This window comes from Aquimarina litoralis (assembly GCF_039523995.1).
In the GTDB taxonomy this organism is placed as follows: Bacteria; Bacteroidota; Bacteroidia; order Flavobacteriales; family Flavobacteriaceae; genus Aquimarina; species Aquimarina litoralis.
Window position 1 is genome coordinate 38,368 of sequence record NZ_BAAAGE010000002.1, and the last position, 15,851, is coordinate 54,218.

Genomic DNA, 15,851 nt, shown 5'->3' on the forward strand with positions numbered 1-15,851 from the left:
AGATTTCATTCTTTTACGTTAGTCTTTAATTTATTCTAACGATAATAAATATACGATATTGTAAGCGATTTAAAAGATTTAAATGCACGATATTTATGTATCAGTCTCTAAATTGAGGGTTTGAAAAAGCAATAACGAAGCCATTATGAATAGTATTATTGTATATTATATGCTGACATAAAGAGTTTTACGATTGTCATAATAATGACTAACAAAAAAAGTCGCTACACTATGATAACGACTTTTTAATATTATTTCTAACTAATTTTAATTGTTAGTAATATGTAAACCTTCTCACTTTAGCAATGTATTTAGAAAGTCTAATTACCTGATGGCTATATCCATATTCATTATCATACCAAACATATAAAACAGCATTTTTTCCTTTGGTATCAACGATGGTTGCATTACTGTCGTAGATAGAAGGAGCAGAAGAACCAACGATGTCACTTGATACTAGTTCATTATCAAGAGAGTATTTGATTTGCTCTACTAAATTTCCTTCTAGAGCATATTTTTTAATAATGGCATTCATACTTTCCTTAGTAGTACTTTTTTCCAAATTAAGATTAAGAATTGCCAAAGAACCATTAGGCACAGGAACTCTAATTGCGTTAGAAGTTAGTTTTCCTTCAAAACTAGGTAATGCTTTTGAAACAGCTTTTCCAGCACCAGTTTCAGTGATAACCATATTTAAGGCTGCCGCACGACCTCTTCGATATTTTTTATGCATATTATCTACTAAGTTCTGATCGTTAGTATATGCATGGATAGTTTCTAAATGTCCATTGATAACTCCGAAGCTTTCATCTACTGCCTGTAGTATTGGAGTGATCGCATTGGTGGTACAAGATGCTGCCGAAAAGATATTTACTTTATCTGGGTTATGCTCTTGGTGATTTACACCATGTACGATATTAGGGATTCCTTTTCCTGGAGCGGTTAGTAATACCTTGTCTATACCTTTAGCAATTAGGTGTCTGCTTAAAGCCTCTTTATCTCTAAAAGCACCTGTGTTGTCAATCAATAAAGCATTGTCAATTCCAAAAGAAGTATAATCTACATCTTCTGGGTTATTAGTACTAATTACTTTTACAGTAGTGCCATTAATAATTAGAGAGCTATTGGCAATATCAGTTTCTACTAAACCAGCAAACTCACCATGTACTGAATCATTCCTTAAAAGAGAAGCTCTTTTTTCTAAGATTTCTTCGGTAATAGCACCTCTGGTAACGATAGCTCTTAAACGCAGCTGACTCCCTTTGCCAGTAATGGTCATAAGTTCTCTTGCAACTAATCGTCCTATTCTTCCAAAACCGTAAAGAACTACATCTTTTGGAGAAATATTTTTAAATTTTTTAGCATCCTTAAGCTTGTTCATAACGAAGCTCGTTGCAGAGTCATATTCATTTCCTGCAAGGTGATATTCATACGTTAATTTACCGATATCTAATTTTGCTGGAGGTAAATCCATCAATTTTATCGCTTGAGCAATTTCAACCGAATCAAATATTGATATAGGCTTTTGAACAAATTCTCCTGCATACTCATGTAAATTAAGAATTTCACTTACATTTTTGTCGATTAGTTGGTTACGGAATAAAACTAATTCAATAGAATTATCGTACCATAAATCACTTACAGTTTTAATAAATGCTACCGTAGCACGGCGTCTATCTGCCTGAAAGGCAAGTTCTTTCTCATAAACTTCGTTAGAACTCATAGTTGTTGTGTTTTACTATCTTGAAATTTCGCGCAAAAGTATGAATTTCAAACGTTTTCGTAAAGCTTTTTTTAAATAAAAATCCCATTGCTTTTTATAAACAATGGGATTCTATATATAATGATCAATAATTCTTAATTCTGAAAAACAAATTCTCTTTTTTCTCCACTACGATCTATTAAACTGATCGTAATATCGTCTTCAGGATATTTGCTTTCTATGATCTGTTTTACTTGTAAAACGTTTTTAACTTTTTGGCCATCTATTTCACTTATAATTAAACCTTCTAAATTGTATCGTTGCATTCTGGAGCTGAGAGCCTTGCTTATAACGACTCCATGATCAATGTTGAATTTTTCGAGGTATTTTCCGTTTGGTGGATTTGCTACCTCCACACCAACGTCTTCAATTTCATAACGTTGTATCACATATTTAGATAAGGTAACTGGGACGTTAAATTCTTGATTGTTACGAGTTATTGTTACTTGTATTGTGTCGTCTGGACTTTTACTGTTTACATATCCGGTTAAATCAGAGAATTTTCTGATCTTAACCCCATCTATTTCTTTAATTACATCTCCTTCTTTTAGCCCAGCTTTCTTAGCACCACTATTTTCTTCAACACTTGCAATTAAAACACCTTCCGAAGTGGAAATGTTATATTGGCTCTTAGTTTCTTGGTTTAATGGTTTACTTCCTATTCCTATAATAGCTCTTTGTACATCTCCAAATTCCAAAATGTCTTCAACAATTTTTCTTGCATTATTAGAAGGAACGGCAAAAGCATACCCTACATAACTTCCTGTTTGCGAAGTAATAGCAGTGTTTATTCCGATTAATTCTCCTCTTGTATTTACCAAAGCACCTCCACTATTTCCTGGATTTATAGCAGCATCTGTTTGGATGAAAGATTGAAAATTACCATCATATTCATTTAAATCCCTAGATTTCGCACTAATAATACCAGCGGTTACAGTAGAGGTTAGGTTAAAAGGATTTCCAACGGCAAGTACCCATTCTCCAATTTTGGCAGTATTAGAATTTCCAAATGGGATATACGATAATTTTTCATCTGTATTAATTTTAATCAACGCAATATCCGATTGTGGAGCAGTACCAATGATTTCTGCTTTATATGATTTATTGTTATTTAAGGTAACTTCTAAATCTGTAGCTCCATCAATTACGTGGTTATTAGTAACAATATAACCATCTTCTGTAATAATTACTCCAGAACCTGCTCCTTGAATTCTTCTTTCTGTAGCACCACCGTTTCTGAAATATTCCATCAGATTTCTAGGAGTTTTCGTAATCCCGTATTGTTTTACGTGTACAACAGCATTTACTGTTTTTTCTGCTGCAACGGTAAAATCAATATTTGTTGGAACGGTACTTAAATTTGTAGCATTGTATGCTGTGGGTATTACATTTGTTTTTGGAGTAGTTTCGTTTTTGGTAATTACGATAGGTTCTGTTTCCAGAAATATTTTATACGCTCCTAACGTCATTACACCTGCTAAAATAGCGACAACCAATAAGCTCAAAAATCTTTTCATCTTCTTTTCTTTTTTCGTTTAATTTGACTAGTACTATATTATAGACTGTTGATAACAATTAAAATTACAATTATAGTATATTTTTTTTCGATATTTAACGCTCTATTAACAACGATTATATGGATACTTTCTTTGTACCTTTGTTGTTTACATTTGAATTAAAATAATGAACTTAACTTTTTATAAATACCAAGGTACAGGTAATGATTTTGTAATCATCGATAACAGAGATTCGATATTATCCAAAAATGATACCAAATTATTTGCAAGACTTTGTGACAGAAAATTTGGTATTGGAGCAGATGGTCTAATGTTATTAGAGCTTCCAGGAAATGAAGAGGATGATTTTACCATGGTTTATTTTAATGCCGATGGAAACGAAAGTACTATGTGTGGTAATGGTGGACGATGCCTTGTTGCTTTTGCGGCGTACTTAGGAGTTATCAAAGACAGAGCTGTTTTTACAGCAATAGATGGTAAGCACGTAGCTGAAATTAAAGAGGGTTTGGTGTATTTGCAAATGCAAAATGTTTCTGAGATAGAAAAGCATGATTCCCATCTGTTTTTGGATACTGGTTCTCCGCATCATGTTACTATGGTTGATGATATAGTAAATTATGATGTTGCTAATGTTGGACGTAAAATTAGAAATGGAGCACCTTATTTTGAAGCTGGAAGTAATGTGAATTTTGTTGAAAAACAAAATGATGATGTGTTTTCAGTAAGAACATACGAGCGAGGAGTAGAAGACGAAACATTGTCTTGTGGAACTGGAGTTACTGCGGTGGCACTTTCTATGCACGCTACCAAAAATACAAATAAAGAAGAGGTTACGGTCAAAACTCCAGGAGGAGAATTGAAAGTTACCTTCCGTGAAACTTATAATGGTTATGAAGATGTATTTCTTATTGGGCCAGCAGTACAAGTTTTCAAAGGTGAAATTGCATGTTAACGTTAAAAGGTGAACATATATATCTGCGAGCATTAGAGCCTGAAGATTTAGATTTTATATATATTATTGAGAATGATGAGCGGATTTGGGAAATGAGTACAACACAAACTCCTTATTCTCGCTTTTTAATCAAGCAATATCTAGAAAATGCACATCAGGATATATATGATGCTAAACAATTAAGACTTTTAATAAGTACTAATGATGGAGCTTCTATTGGATTAATTGATTTATTTGATTTTAATCCAACACATAATAGAGCAGGAGTAGGGATTCTCATTGCTGAACCAGAGCAACGTGGAAAAGGTTATGGTAAAGAAGCCTTAAGACTAATTAAAAAGTACGGCGATACTCATCTAAGATTACACCAACTATATGCGAATATTGCAGATGATAATTTAGCAAGCATAGGACTTTTTGAAGGAGAAGGATTTCAGAAAGTAGGAATAAAAAAAGAATGGAATCTTGTAAATGGTATTTACAAGAATGAATTATTATATCAATATATATATGTACATTAAAAGAATATTATTATTAATAGCACTTATCGGTTTATTAGCAGGAGGATGGTTTGCGTATTATGTATATAACGCTGTATTTTCTCCTAATACAAATTTTGAAGTAGAGACTAAGACCGTATTTATTCCTTCAGGAACTACTTTTCAGGAATTGAAAAAAGAAATACACCCTTTATTAAAGGATCCTTATGGTTTTGATAAAATTGCTGCAAAAAAAGGGTATGCTAATAAAGTGAAAGCAGGAAGATATATTATTAAAAAAGGGCTTAATAATAACGAACTTGTGGATCTGTTAAGAAGTAAAAATACTCCTATTCAATTGACATTTAATAATCAAGAGCGTTTAGAGAATTTAGCAGGTAGAGTAGCACAACAGATAGAGGCGGATAGTATTTCTCTTGTAAAAGCTTTTAAGGATGAAAGCTTTATTAACGAAAATGGATTTACTATCGATAATGCGTTATCCATGTATATACCTAACAAATATGAATTTTTTTGGAATACATCAGCAGAACAGTTTAGAAGTCGTATGCTAAAGGAGTATAATCGTTTTTGGAATGATAAAAGAAAAGCGAAAGCTAAAAAAATAGGTTTAACTGCTACTGAAGTTACTACTGTAGCCTCTATTGTTCAAAAAGAAACTGCTAAAGTAGATGAACGACCTCGAGTAGCTGGAGTTTACATGAATCGGTATAATAATGGATGGAAACTCGATGCAGATCCTACCGTTATATATGCACTTAAGAAGCATAGGAATGACTGGGATATAGTAATCAAAAGAGTTTTGTTTAAAGATTTAGAGTTAGATAGTCCTTATAATACTTATAAATACAATACATTGCCACCAGGTCCAATTACGATGCCTGATATCTCTTCAATTGACGCTGTTCTTAATTATGAAAAGCATGAGTACTATTTTTTCGTAGCGAATGTGGAAAACTTCGGTTATCACAAATTCGCTAAGAGTATTGAACAACATAATCGTAATAAAAAGCAATATATAAATTGGATTAATAAGCAAGGTGTAAGGCGATAAATCACTTAGCTTTTTTGTAGGAAAAAAATAAAGATTTTACAGAAGACTTATTGTTTTTCGATTTTATTTATTAACAAAATCGTTTGAGTTGTTGTGGATTTCTTTACGGTACTTTGATTTAATTTTTATCGACAAAAGTTACTTGTTAGACGTTTAAGTGTAATAATTAAGACTTTTTTTGACTTTTTCAGTGCTTTTTTAACTCTTTTTTTAGTGTAAAATACTGTTTTTCAGTGTTATAATAGATTTAACATAAACATCTATTTTGTTTAAAAAAAAGCTGTATATTTGCACCGCAAAAATTTAAGTAGAGGGGAACGCTTTTTTAGTGTCTACTTAGAAATTTTTTATATGATAAAAAGGATAATTGGACTTTTTGTAATTCTTACAATTGGGGGAGTTGTTTTAGTAAGTTTTACACCAAAAAAAAGAGTAGATCTAAGTTCTTATAGCACTGAGGGCTTGGATCTCTACTACATTACACCTAATTTCAACGAGATTGAAGATGATCTTAACAACATTATAATTTATCCAGAACTAGGTAATTCTTATGTAGGTTTTAAAGAAGCATTAGCCTTTAAGGAGTCTAGAGGTGATTATGGGGTAGTAAATCAATTTGGTTACATGGGTAAATATCAATTTGGTATAGGAACACTAGCGTTAATTGGTATTAAGAATAAAAACGATTTTCTAAATAACCCAGAATTACAGGAAAAAGCATTTTACGCAAATCTTTCCAGAAATAAATGGATTTTACGTAGAGATCTTAAATGGTTTACGGGTAGGAGGATGAATGGAGTAGTTGTTACCGAGTCTGGAGTGTTAGCTGCAGCACATCTTGCTGGTCCAGGCGCTGTTAAGAAATACCTTCGTAGTGGAGGAGTTGATGGTTTTTCGGATGCTTTTGGTACTACAATTCGTTATTACATGAAACGTTTTTCAGGATTTGATACTTCTTTTGTAGTTCCGAATAGAAAAGCTAAAGTTCAGTTTTAGTTTAAACTTCTATATTTCCTAAAAATCTCTTTGGATAATAAAAATTGTAGGCTTCTTATGAAGCTCAATTTGTTCTTTTCTCCATTCTTCTATGGTTTTGGTGCGTATGTATTCTGTAGTAAGTGTAATATCACTAGCAATGCATAATCTAGTGTTTGGATTTAGAATAGCGGTAAGATCAGCTAGCATTTTATCATTTCTATACGGAGTCTCTATAAAGATTTGAGCTTGATTCTTTTCTAAAGAATTTTTTTCAAGGGATTTGATAGTGGACTTTCTGTCAGCTTTATCTATTGGTAAATATCCATTAAAACAAAAGTTCTGGCCATTCATTCCGCTACTCATCATTGCTAAAAATATGGAAGATGGTCCTACCAACGGTGTTACTTGGATTCCTTTTTCATGTGCTAATCTCACAACTTCTGCTCCTGGATCTGCAATACCAGGGCATCCGGCGTCTGATAATAATCCAATAGATTCTCCATTTAAACAGGGAGCCAAATAATTTGGTATTTCCGTAGCATCTGTGTATTTATTCACTGAGTGAATGATTAGCGATCTCTGAGATTTACTTGGGCTTACCTTTTTTATAAATCTTCTTGCGGGCTTTTCATTTTCAACAATATAGTGGTTTACTTGTTCTAAAACCTTTTTTATTGATATCGGTAATACTTCTAAAGGAACATCATCGCCTAATCGAGTAGGTATTAGATATAGTTTTCCTTTGGGATCTAGGGGTTTTGATTCCATATTTATAAAATAATAGTTTTTTGATTAAATGAACTTGAACTAATGTGGTTGTTGTTAATATGATTAGATGTATGATGAATACATGTTAAATTATCATAAAACGTTGTAATGTTTTTCAAAGAATGTAATATTTTAAGTAGTTAATGCTTACTAAATATACAAAAACTTTGTTTTGTAAGATCTTTATTTGTTATAACTCTTGGATTAGTTGGTCACAAGCTTTATCTAACATCTCAAATACATTTTCAAATCCTTGATCTCCTCCGTAGTATGGATCTGGTACATCTAGATTTTCGTTAGGATGCAATTCGTTTAAAATCAGTTTTACTTTTTTTCTATCGCTAGAATGGCGAGACAATTTTATGATGTTTTGATAGTTTGAGTTGTCCATGGCATAGATGATGTCGTATAAATCAAAGTCACTAACAGTGAATTGTGCAGCTCTTTGATTACCAATGTCTATACCATGATTTCTAGCTGTTTGTATAGATCTCATATCTGGTTTTTCTCCGATATGATAATTACTTGTTCCAGCAGAATTGATTTGATAGAGATCAGGATCAAGTTTAGAAGCTAAAATACCTTCTGCCAATGGAGACCTGCAAATGTTTCCAAGGCAAACCATTAGAATTTTAGTCTTCATTAATTAAATGTTTTGTTTATAATGTAAGTTTTTTACCTAAGTCTTCTACGTATTTTCTAAACTGTTTGTCTGTAGAAGAAAGATTGTCCACAGTTTTGCAAGCGTGCAGTACTGTCGCGTGGTCTCTTTTTCCTATTTGAGTACCGATACTAGCCAATGAAGCTTTTGTTAGCTTTTTTGCAAAAAACATAGCTAATTGTCTTGCCTGTACGATATGGCGTTTACGAGTTTTGGACTGTAGAGTTTCTACATCCATTTGGAAATAGTCACTTACTACTTTTTGAATATAATCAATTGAAACTTCTCGTTTAGTGTTTTTAACGTAGTTGTCTACAATTGCTTTCGCTAAGTCGATTGTAATATCCTTTTTGTTAAAAGAAGAATGAGCTATTAAAGAGATAATGGCGCCTTCTAGTTCTCGGATATTTGTTTTTATATTATTAGCTAAAAACTCAACTATATCTTCTGGCATTTCTACACCGTCTCTATAAAGTTTGTTTTTAATTATAGATATACGGGTTTCAAAGTCTGGTTGATGTAATTCTGCTGATAATCCCCACTTGAAACGTGATAGTAATCGCTGCTCGATATCTTGCATATCTACAGGAGCCTTATCACTGGTAAGAATTACCTGTTTTCCATTTTGATGTAAATGATTAAAGATATGGAAGAAAACATCTTGAGTTCCAGCTTTTCCGGATAATAACTGTATGTCGTCTACAATAAGAACGTCTATAATTTGGTAGAAATGTATAAAATCATTTCTATTATTCTTTTTAACAGACTCTATATATTGCTGTGTAAATTTTTCTGCAGAAATATATAAAACTGTTTTTTCCGGATAGTTATCTTTTATGTTTACACCTATTGCATGTGCCAAATGTGTCTTACCTAATCCAACCCCTCCAAAAATCAACAAAGGATTAAAAGAAGTTCCTCCTGGTTTGTTAGCTACTGCCATACCTGCAGATCTTGCTAAACGGTTAGAGTCTCCTTCTAGGAAATTATCAAAATTATAGCTTGGATTTAGTTGAGATTCAATTTTTACATTTCGGATACCAGGAATTACAAAAGGATTCTTAAGTTCTGGATTTTTACTCTTAATAGGTACGTCTACTTCTTGAGAAGTTACAGGTGTTCTGTTAGAGCTAGGAATTTTTTCTGTAAATGGTTTTTTATTACCATAAGTATTTTCCATTTTTATAATGTAAACCAGCTTTGCTGTTTCTCCTAATTCTCTAGTAAGAGAAACCTTCAAAAGGTTTACATAATGCTCTTCGAGCCACTCGTAAAAAAACTTGCTAGGTACCTGGATGCTCAAAGCACTATCAGTAAGCTTTACAGCTTTAATAGGTTCAAACCAGGTTTTAAAAGCTTGTGGGGTAATGTTATCTTCTATAAACGACAGACAATTATCCCAAACTGATTGCGCAGTTAAATTCATTAGAGTGGTTAGATTACTTTAATATCGTTATTAACGGAAAATTGTTGAAAAAGTTCCTTCTTTTTTTGCTTGACAAATATGTGAACAAAAAATGTAAAAAAAAAACGAATTTGGGGTTGAATTTTAAATAATTTTTTCGCATACTTTAATGATTCTAATGCCGAATGGCTCATTTTTTTTATAATTAAATATATGTCAATCACTTCTGAAACTTTATTAAAAGTTAGATATTCTGAAACAGACCAAATGGGTGTTGTACACCACGGTAATTACGCACAATACCTAGAGTTAGCCCGTATTGATTGGTTGTCTCGTTTAGGTATTTCATATAAGAATATGGAGGAGAACGGTGTGATGCTTCCTGTTTTTACTTTAAACTTTAAATTTAAGAAATCTGCGTTCTTTGACGATGAATTAACTGTTAAAACTTTTCTTAAGAAAATTCCTACAGCTCGTATTGTTTTTGACTACGAAATATACAATCAGAATCAAGATTTATTAACAATTGCTTCTTCTACTTTGGTGTTTGTCGATACGAAAACACGAAAGCCGATTTTATGTCCTCCCTACTTATTAGAAATTATAGAAAATACCTTAACTAGTTAATCTTTCAATTTCTACTTCATACAACGTAGAGAAAAGATCATTTATTTCATTGGAGATAGTTTTTCTTACAGAAATATATATTTTGCAGTTTAATTCTAGTTTTTGGTCTAATATCTTGATCTTTTTTTCTTTGATGATTCGCATTACTTTATTCATGTTTTTATATTCAAAAGTGATGCAAAACTTAATATCAATTGTTTTTTCTAAAATATTTGAAGCTTCGAGTGATAATTTAGCAGACGTTTTATAGGCATTAATCAATCCGCCAACACCAAGCTTAACACCACCAAAATATCGTACAACTACCACAAGGATATTCGTAACTTCAAAAGATTGTATTTGGCCATAAATAGGTTGTCCGGCAGAATTGGAAGGTTCTCCATCATCATTGCTTCTATATTGAATAGTTCCTACACCTAATTGCCAAGCATAGCACCAATGCCTAGCAGCATGATGTTGTTTTTTTAAAGATTCAATTATAGGTTTAATATCTTCCTCCTTGGAAATAGGAAATGAATATCCAAAGAATTTACTGTTTTTATCTTTAAATAAGACTTCTTCTCCTGGAGAGTCTATGGTTTTATATAAATCGCTATTGTTCAATGTTATTAAATAGAGTAAGTAACTAACAGAATGCTAATTATTGCTAATATAATACCTAACCAGTTTTTTTGTATTAATTTTTCTTTGAAAAATAGCACTCCTACAATGGTAGATAATAATAATATAGCAACGTTATTAATGATAAAAACCGTTGAGCTATCTAAAGTATCGTTTCTTAATGCTTGAATCAAAAAATAAATTGAAAAATAATTCGGAATACCTAAGCAGATTCCTGCAATGATGTTTTTTGGAGCTATTTTTAAAGTTTTTTTAAATAATTTATAAGATAAGATACAAATTCCTATAACAGCAGCAGAACCAAATATGCAAGCCGAAAACAAAGCGGTTTCTTCTTCAGTTACATGATTTTTTTCCATAAACTTTAAACTCGTGTCAATAATTCCTCCACCAAGAAAAACTAATAATGGAAATATTAAGTTTTGTGTCTTTATAGAGATTCCACTGGTGTTTTTTACCGATGTTAGATAAACAGCAATCAGTGCAATTAAAATACCAGAGATTTTTAAAAACCCTGTACTTTCTTTATAAACTAGAATACCAAATACTACGGGGATTGCTACACTCATTTTGCTTGCCACTGCAGCTACAGAAAGCCCGTTTTTTTGTGTGGTTATTGCCATGAGATTAAAAACCAATATAAAAACTAAACCTAAAATAATGGTGGCATAAAACCAGCTGGATTCACCAATTTTACTAACCTCTATAGGCTTCTGGTATGCGATAAAACCAGAAGTAGAAGCAACAATGTAATTAACAACGATTGCTTGTAAAGTATCTACTTTGTATTTACTAAACAATTTAAAAGTAATTAATATCCAGCTCGAGGAAAGTATGCTTAGTAATAGGTATATCAAAATAAATCAGATTTTATAGAAAATAATTCTGTGACATCCTCGGTTACTGGATTATTGTTCCATGTTTTTATTCCTAATCGTTGAGCAGCTAACGTATTTTCTTCAGTGTCATCGATAAATAGAGTATTTTCGGGAGTTAACTTGTGTTCTTCTAAAACATATTGAAAAATATCAGAATCAGGTTTTCTTAAGTTAATCTCATAAGATAGATAAAAGGAATCAAAGCAAGACTTGAAATCATGATAAAAAGAAATATTTTCTTGTATCCAATTAATATGCAATTCATTGGTATTGCTTAATAGTAATAATTTATATTTTTTTTCAATTGAAAGTTTTTTGATAAAGTCTAGTCGTTTCTCTGGAAATTCCTTCAAAATAGCATTCCATGCATAAACAATCTGTTCTTTTCTAGTGTTAGGGATGATTTTTTGATAATGATCAATAAAATCGGATGTAGTTATCTTACCAATTTCATATAACTTATTAAAATCTGATAGTTCTTTATTAATAGATGGCAAGCCTAATTTCTTAAGTTCTTTTTCGGTGGCTGGTTTATCCAGATTGATAAACACATCGCCAAAATCAAAAATGATTGTTGTGATCATTGATGTATATGCTTAGAGTGTCATTTAAAATTTTTTCAGAGGATGTTAGTTTTCCATGAATCTTAGGAGCTATTGTGCCTTTTGAAAAATCAGTGGTTCCTTTAAATATTCTTGCTTCGTCCCAAAGATTTTCATCAATAAAAGATTGTATGGTAAAACTGCCACCTTCTATTATTACAGATTGTATTTCATGTTTGTGGAGAATTTTACAAATATCTGTTGTAATTTGTTTGCCCGGCTCAATAGTTTCATAAATCAGATTGGAGCTATTTTTATTAATATTATTCTTAGAGGTAATCACAATTGTTTTTACTGTTTTATCTAAAATTGAAGAATCTATTGGAGTTTTATTATACAAATCAATAAGAACCCTTACCGGATGATGTCCAGACCAATCTCTAGTAGTAAGTTTTGCGTTATCTTCTATAACCGTTTTGTTACCAACTAAAATTGCTTGCTCCTCTGCGCGCCATTTATGTACCAACTGTCTAGAATTTGAATTTGTGATCCAAACAGGAGCGCGTTCAGAACTTTTTTCGGGAGCAATAAATCCATCTTGTGTTTGAGCCCATTTTAAAATAATGTAAGGCCGTTTCTTGTTGTGATAAGTGAAAAAACGTTTGTGATGTTTCCTGCACTCATCTTCTAATACACCTACCATTACTTCGCATCCAGCTTTCTTAAGCTTTTCGATGCCTCTGCCTGCTACTTTACTATGCGTGTCTATAGTACCGATAAATACTTTAGGAATCTGATTTCGAATAATCATGTCGCTACAGGGAGGAGTCTTTCCGAAATGGGAACAAGGTTCCAACGTTACATAAAGACTTGCTTCTTTTAATAAGGATTTATCTTTTACGGAATTCACTGCATTAACTTCTGCATGATTTCCTCCATAGGTACTAGTGAAGCCTTCTCCAATAATATGTTCATTATGCACTATTACACATCCGACCATTGGATTAGGTCTTGCGTATCCCAAGGCATTCTTTCCAATCTGAATGCATCGTTGCATATGTTTTTTGTGTATATCCAAAGTTTTATTTTAAACTAACTTTTTGTTCTTTGTCAATTTTATAGGGATAAGAAAAATTTCCAAAATGATATTTTATATTCCCTTTGTATTGAATATGAATAGAATCAGTTTGAACGATTTTAAGCACGCTATTTAAGAGATTACTCTTATTGTCTTCATATATTTTTGAAAGTGAAAATGTTCCTTCTAAAGGGATTTTAAATTCATTTTTCGATGGAACATCAAATTCTTTGGAGGATATCACACCAACATCAATGTTATCAACAAAAACGTGCATGTCTTCGATAGAAAGTGTTCCATCTACATTATTTGGATTGTTAAAAACAGCATCTGCGTGGATTGTTATATTACGCATACTTACGTTTTTAACATCTATTTTAGAGATACGCTCGAACTCAGGTTTCTTAGATAAAGAACAGCTTGCTAGTATAAGAAATATTGTTGATAAGAATAGAAACTTCTTCATTGATTACTGAGCAGATTTAATGTATATTTCAGTTCGTTTATGAAACAAAATAAAGTCACTTTTTGTAATCACAAAAGTAACATTTAATATTAGAATGGGTACTATAAAAATACGACCAGTTGCTCTGAAAGATAATAAAGCTTTAGCAGCTGTAATAAGAGAGGTTTTAATAGAAATGGGAGTTCCTAAAGTAGGTACTGCTTATGAGGATAAAGAGCTGGATATAATGTTTGAAACTTATGAAGGCGCAAGGAAAGAATATTTTGTAGTAGAAGAGGATGAGAAAATTATTGGAGGTGCAGGGATTGCTCAGTTAGAAAAAGGAAGTGATGAGATTTGTGAACTTCAAAAAATGTATTTTTTACCGGAGGCTAGAGGAAAAGGATTAGGGCATCAAATGATGAATACCTGTCTTGATTTTGCCAGAACACAAGGATTTACAAAATGTTATTTGGAGACAATGCCTTATATGAAAGACGCAAGGAAATTGTATGCTAAAGTTGGCTTTACTTATTTAGATGCTCCAATGGGAGATACAGGGCATTACAGTTGTCAGGCTTGGATGATTAAAGATTTATAGATTTGAAAATTAAAGATCTTAGAAAAGATTTTATTGATTCACTATCAGAATTGTATGGTTTAGAAGAAGCTAGATCGTTCTTTTATTTGCTTTCTGAGTATAAACTTGGTCTACAACGTGTGAATATAGCTTTAGAGTTGGATAGAATCATAAATGAAGAGGATGTCTTATATTTTCAAGAAGCAAAAATAAGATTGTTATATGAAGAGCCTATACAATACATTATCGGGGATACCGAATTTTATGGACTTTTATTCAAGGTGAATCAGCACGTATTAATTCCCAGACCAGAAACTGAAGAATTGGTAGATTGGATTGTGAAAGATTGGCAGTCTATCAACGATACTCGTAAACTTAAAATTTTGGATATAGGAACAGGTAGTGGTTGTATAGCTATTTCTTTAGCTAAAGCGCTTTCTGATGCTGATGTTTATGCTATAGACGTTTCAGAACAAGCTATCGAAGTAGCTAAATTCAACGCCAAATATCATGAGATAGATATTCGGTTTATACATTCGGATATTTTAGAAATGAATTCTTTACCTCAAAAGTTTGATATTATTGTTTCCAATCCCCCATATGTTAGAGAATTAGAAAAAGAAGAAATTCAGGCTAATGTATTAGAAAATGAGCCAAGTATCGCACTGTTCGTTTCTGATGAAAACCCTTTAATTTTTTATAAAAAAATAACTGCTCTTGCTAAAGAAGGTTTGGTGGAAACTGGTGCTTTGTATTTTGAAATTAATCAATACCTTGGTGTCGAAACTAAAAATATGATTCAGGAATACAAATATGAATTTATTGATCTTCGTAAAGATATAAATGGTAACGATCGAATGATCCGTGCCTGTAATACTAAAAATATAATTAATGAATAATCTAACTTCTATTTGTGTTTTTTGCGGAAGTAGCGAAGGTAATGATACTAAAACGGTAGGTGATGCATTATTGCTCGGAGAAAAATTAGCTAATCAGGGAATTACCTTGGTATATGGAGCAGCTAAAATCGGTATTATGGGGAAAGTAGCAGAAGGTGCTCTTAATCATAGAGGAAAAGTAATAGGAGTTATTCCTGATTTCCTAAAATTAAAAGAAGTTGTTCATCTTGGGTTAACTGAGCTGATAACAACTAAAAATATGCACGAACGTAAAATGAAAATGCATAATCTTAGCGATGGGTTTATTACTTTACCCGGTGGTTTTGGAACGCTAGAAGAACTATTTGAAATCATTACCTGGTCTCAGTTAGGGTTGCATCAAAAACCTATTGGTTTATTAAATGTCAATGGATTTTACGATCATTTATTACTTTTATTAGAGAATATGGTGAAAAGTGGCTTTCTAAAACAAGAAAACTATGATCTTCTAATTGTGGATGATCAAATCGATTCGTTATTAGAAAAAATGAAGTCATTTGAACCTGCACAAGTGCCGAAGTGGTTGCAACCAGATAGAACTTGAT

Annotated in this window: 18 protein-coding genes; 8 read left to right on the plus strand and 10 right to left on the minus strand. The window is 32.0% G+C overall.

Annotated elements, in window-relative coordinates:
• Positions 1–274: 274 nt before the first annotated feature.
• Complete coding sequence (locus ABD077_RS09080; RefSeq protein ID WP_299602512.1) at positions 275–1,723, minus strand: glyceraldehyde-3-phosphate dehydrogenase; 1,449 nt, start codon at positions 1,721–1,723, stop codon at positions 275–277.
• Between the two features lie 134 nt (positions 1,724–1,857).
• A complete protein-coding gene (locus ABD077_RS09085; RefSeq protein WP_343912012.1) occupies positions 1,858–3,279 on the minus strand; it encodes a trypsin-like peptidase domain-containing protein in 1,422 nt (473 codons plus the stop codon).
• A gap of 166 nt (positions 3,280–3,445) precedes the next feature.
• Here ABD077_RS09085 and dapF point away from each other — a divergent pair, with 166 nt between their 5' ends.
• From dapF to ABD077_RS09105, 4 genes are all read left to right on the plus strand, one after another.
• The gene (dapF, locus tag ABD077_RS09090) at positions 3,446–4,231 is read left to right on the plus strand and encodes a diaminopimelate epimerase (protein WP_343912013.1); all 786 of its coding nucleotides are present in this window, start codon (positions 3,446–3,448) and stop codon (positions 4,229–4,231) included.
• Positions 4,225–4,752 carry a GNAT family N-acetyltransferase gene (locus ABD077_RS09095; RefSeq protein WP_343912014.1) on the plus strand — a complete coding sequence of 176 codons (528 nt, stop codon included), beginning with the start codon at positions 4,225–4,227 and terminating at the stop codon, positions 4,750–4,752. The genes dapF and ABD077_RS09095 overlap by 7 nt, the downstream gene beginning before the upstream one ends.
• On the plus strand, positions 4,742–5,785 hold the full coding sequence (mltG, locus tag ABD077_RS09100) for an endolytic transglycosylase MltG (RefSeq protein WP_343912015.1): 1,044 nt from the start codon (positions 4,742–4,744) through the stop codon (positions 5,783–5,785). The genes ABD077_RS09095 and mltG overlap by 11 nt, the downstream gene beginning before the upstream one ends.
• Before the next feature lie 351 nt (positions 5,786–6,136).
• Positions 6,137–6,781 carry a peptidoglycan-binding protein LysM gene (locus tag ABD077_RS09105; RefSeq protein WP_343912016.1) on the plus strand — a complete coding sequence of 215 codons (645 nt, stop codon included), beginning with the start codon at positions 6,137–6,139 and terminating at the stop codon, positions 6,779–6,781.
• Positions 6,782–6,799: 18 nt separating this feature from the next.
• Here ABD077_RS09105 and ABD077_RS09110 read toward each other — a convergent pair whose 3' ends face one another.
• The 3 genes from ABD077_RS09110 to dnaA form a co-directional block, all read right to left on the minus strand.
• The gene (locus ABD077_RS09110; RefSeq protein ID WP_343912017.1) at positions 6,800–7,531 is read right to left on the minus strand and encodes an SAM-dependent methyltransferase; all 732 of its coding nucleotides are present in this window, start codon (positions 7,529–7,531) and stop codon (positions 6,800–6,802) included.
• A 190-nt stretch (positions 7,532–7,721) separates the two neighbouring features.
• Positions 7,722–8,174, minus strand: coding sequence for a low molecular weight protein-tyrosine-phosphatase (locus ABD077_RS09115; protein WP_343912018.1), 453 nt, complete (start codon positions 8,172–8,174; stop codon positions 7,722–7,724).
• Positions 8,175–8,190: 16 nt separating this feature from the next.
• Positions 8,191–9,618 (minus strand): chromosomal replication initiator protein DnaA, encoded by a 1,428-nt coding sequence (gene dnaA / locus ABD077_RS09120; RefSeq protein ID WP_219010186.1) that lies wholly within the window; start codon positions 9,616–9,618, stop codon positions 8,191–8,193.
• A 192-nt stretch (positions 9,619–9,810) separates the two neighbouring features.
• On the opposite strand from dnaA, the gene ABD077_RS09125 reads away from it, so the two are divergent.
• Positions 9,811–10,224: an acyl-CoA thioesterase gene (locus ABD077_RS09125; RefSeq protein ID WP_343912019.1), complete on the plus strand. Its 414-nt coding sequence runs from the start codon at positions 9,811–9,813 to the stop codon at positions 10,222–10,224.
• Here ABD077_RS09125 and ABD077_RS09130 read toward each other — a convergent pair.
• The 5 genes from ABD077_RS09130 to ABD077_RS09150 are packed head-to-tail and all read right to left on the minus strand — an operon-like array spanning position 10,213 to position 13,809.
• Entirely contained in the window at positions 10,213–10,827 is a 615-nt protein-coding gene (locus ABD077_RS09130) for an IMPACT family protein (RefSeq protein ID WP_343912020.1), read from the minus strand. The genes ABD077_RS09125 and ABD077_RS09130 overlap by 12 nt on opposite strands.
• A 5-nt stretch (positions 10,828–10,832) precedes the next feature.
• Complete coding sequence (locus ABD077_RS09135; RefSeq protein ID WP_343912021.1) at positions 10,833–11,702, minus strand: EamA family transporter; 870 nt, start codon at positions 11,700–11,702, stop codon at positions 10,833–10,835.
• Positions 11,699–12,307, minus strand: coding sequence for an HAD family hydrolase (locus ABD077_RS09140; RefSeq protein WP_343912022.1), 609 nt, complete (start codon positions 12,305–12,307; stop codon positions 11,699–11,701). Before ABD077_RS09140 ends, ABD077_RS09135 begins: the two co-directional genes overlap by 4 nt.
• Complete coding sequence (ribD, locus tag ABD077_RS09145; RefSeq protein ID WP_343912023.1) at positions 12,285–13,322, minus strand: bifunctional diaminohydroxyphosphoribosylaminopyrimidine deaminase/5-amino-6-(5-phosphoribosylamino)uracil reductase RibD; 1,038 nt, start codon at positions 13,320–13,322, stop codon at positions 12,285–12,287. Before ribD ends, ABD077_RS09140 begins: the two co-directional genes overlap by 23 nt.
• Before the next feature lie 25 nt (positions 13,323–13,347).
• A complete protein-coding gene (locus tag ABD077_RS09150) occupies positions 13,348–13,809 on the minus strand; it encodes a hypothetical protein (RefSeq protein WP_343912024.1) in 462 nt (153 codons plus the stop codon).
• A gap of 94 nt (positions 13,810–13,903) precedes the next feature.
• On the opposite strand from ABD077_RS09150, the gene ABD077_RS09155 reads away from it, so the two are divergent.
• Genes ABD077_RS09155 through ABD077_RS09165 form a run of 3 tightly spaced genes read left to right on the plus strand, consistent with a single transcriptional unit; the run spans position 13,904 to position 15,850 of the window.
• On the plus strand, positions 13,904–14,389 hold the full coding sequence (locus ABD077_RS09155; RefSeq protein WP_343912025.1) for a GNAT family N-acetyltransferase: 486 nt from the start codon (positions 13,904–13,906) through the stop codon (positions 14,387–14,389).
• Between the two features lie 2 nt (positions 14,390–14,391).
• Entirely contained in the window at positions 14,392–15,267 is an 876-nt protein-coding gene (prmC, locus tag ABD077_RS09160; protein ID WP_343912026.1) for a peptide chain release factor N(5)-glutamine methyltransferase, read from the plus strand.
• Positions 15,260–15,850 carry an LOG family protein gene (locus tag ABD077_RS09165; protein ID WP_343912027.1) on the plus strand — a complete coding sequence of 197 codons (591 nt, stop codon included), beginning with the start codon at positions 15,260–15,262 and terminating at the stop codon, positions 15,848–15,850. The genes prmC and ABD077_RS09165 overlap by 8 nt, the downstream gene beginning before the upstream one ends.
• Position 15,851 lies beyond the last annotated feature (1 nt).

Bases quoted from the DNA above. Each gene is read 5' to 3' on its own strand.
- ABD077_RS09165 (WP_343912027.1), top strand. From the start codon at position 15,260: ATGAATAATCTAACTTCTATTTGTGTTTTTTGCGGAAGTAGCGAAGGT.
- mltG (WP_343912015.1), top strand. From the start codon at position 4,742: ATGTACATTAAAAGAATATTATTATTAATAGCACTTATCGGTTTATTA.
- ABD077_RS09080 (WP_299602512.1), bottom strand. From the start codon at position 1,723: ATGAGTTCTAACGAAGTTTATGAGAAAGAACTTGCCTTTCAGGCAGAT.
- ABD077_RS09150 (WP_343912024.1), bottom strand. From the start codon at position 13,809: ATGAAGAAGTTTCTATTCTTATCAACAATATTTCTTATACTAGCAAGC.
- ABD077_RS09110 (WP_343912017.1), bottom strand. From the start codon at position 7,531: ATGGAATCAAAACCCCTAGATCCCAAAGGAAAACTATATCTAATACCT.
- ABD077_RS09095 (WP_343912014.1), top strand. From the start codon at position 4,225: ATGTTAACGTTAAAAGGTGAACATATATATCTGCGAGCATTAGAGCCT.
- ABD077_RS09105 (WP_343912016.1), top strand. From the start codon at position 6,137: ATGATAAAAAGGATAATTGGACTTTTTGTAATTCTTACAATTGGGGGA.
- ABD077_RS09085 (WP_343912012.1), bottom strand. From the start codon at position 3,279: ATGAAAAGATTTTTGAGCTTATTGGTTGTCGCTATTTTAGCAGGTGTA.
- ABD077_RS09125 (WP_343912019.1), top strand. From the start codon at position 9,811: ATGTCAATCACTTCTGAAACTTTATTAAAAGTTAGATATTCTGAAACA.
- dapF (WP_343912013.1), top strand. From the start codon at position 3,446: ATGAACTTAACTTTTTATAAATACCAAGGTACAGGTAATGATTTTGTA.
- dnaA (WP_219010186.1), bottom strand. From the start codon at position 9,618: ATGAATTTAACTGCGCAATCAGTTTGGGATAATTGTCTGTCGTTTATA.
- ABD077_RS09155 (WP_343912025.1), top strand. From the start codon at position 13,904: ATGGGTACTATAAAAATACGACCAGTTGCTCTGAAAGATAATAAAGCT.
- ribD (WP_343912023.1), bottom strand. From the start codon at position 13,322: ATGCAACGATGCATTCAGATTGGAAAGAATGCCTTGGGATACGCAAGA.
- ABD077_RS09140 (WP_343912022.1), bottom strand. From the start codon at position 12,307: ATGATCACAACAATCATTTTTGATTTTGGCGATGTGTTTATCAATCTG.
- ABD077_RS09115 (WP_343912018.1), bottom strand. From the start codon at position 8,174: ATGAAGACTAAAATTCTAATGGTTTGCCTTGGAAACATTTGCAGGTCT.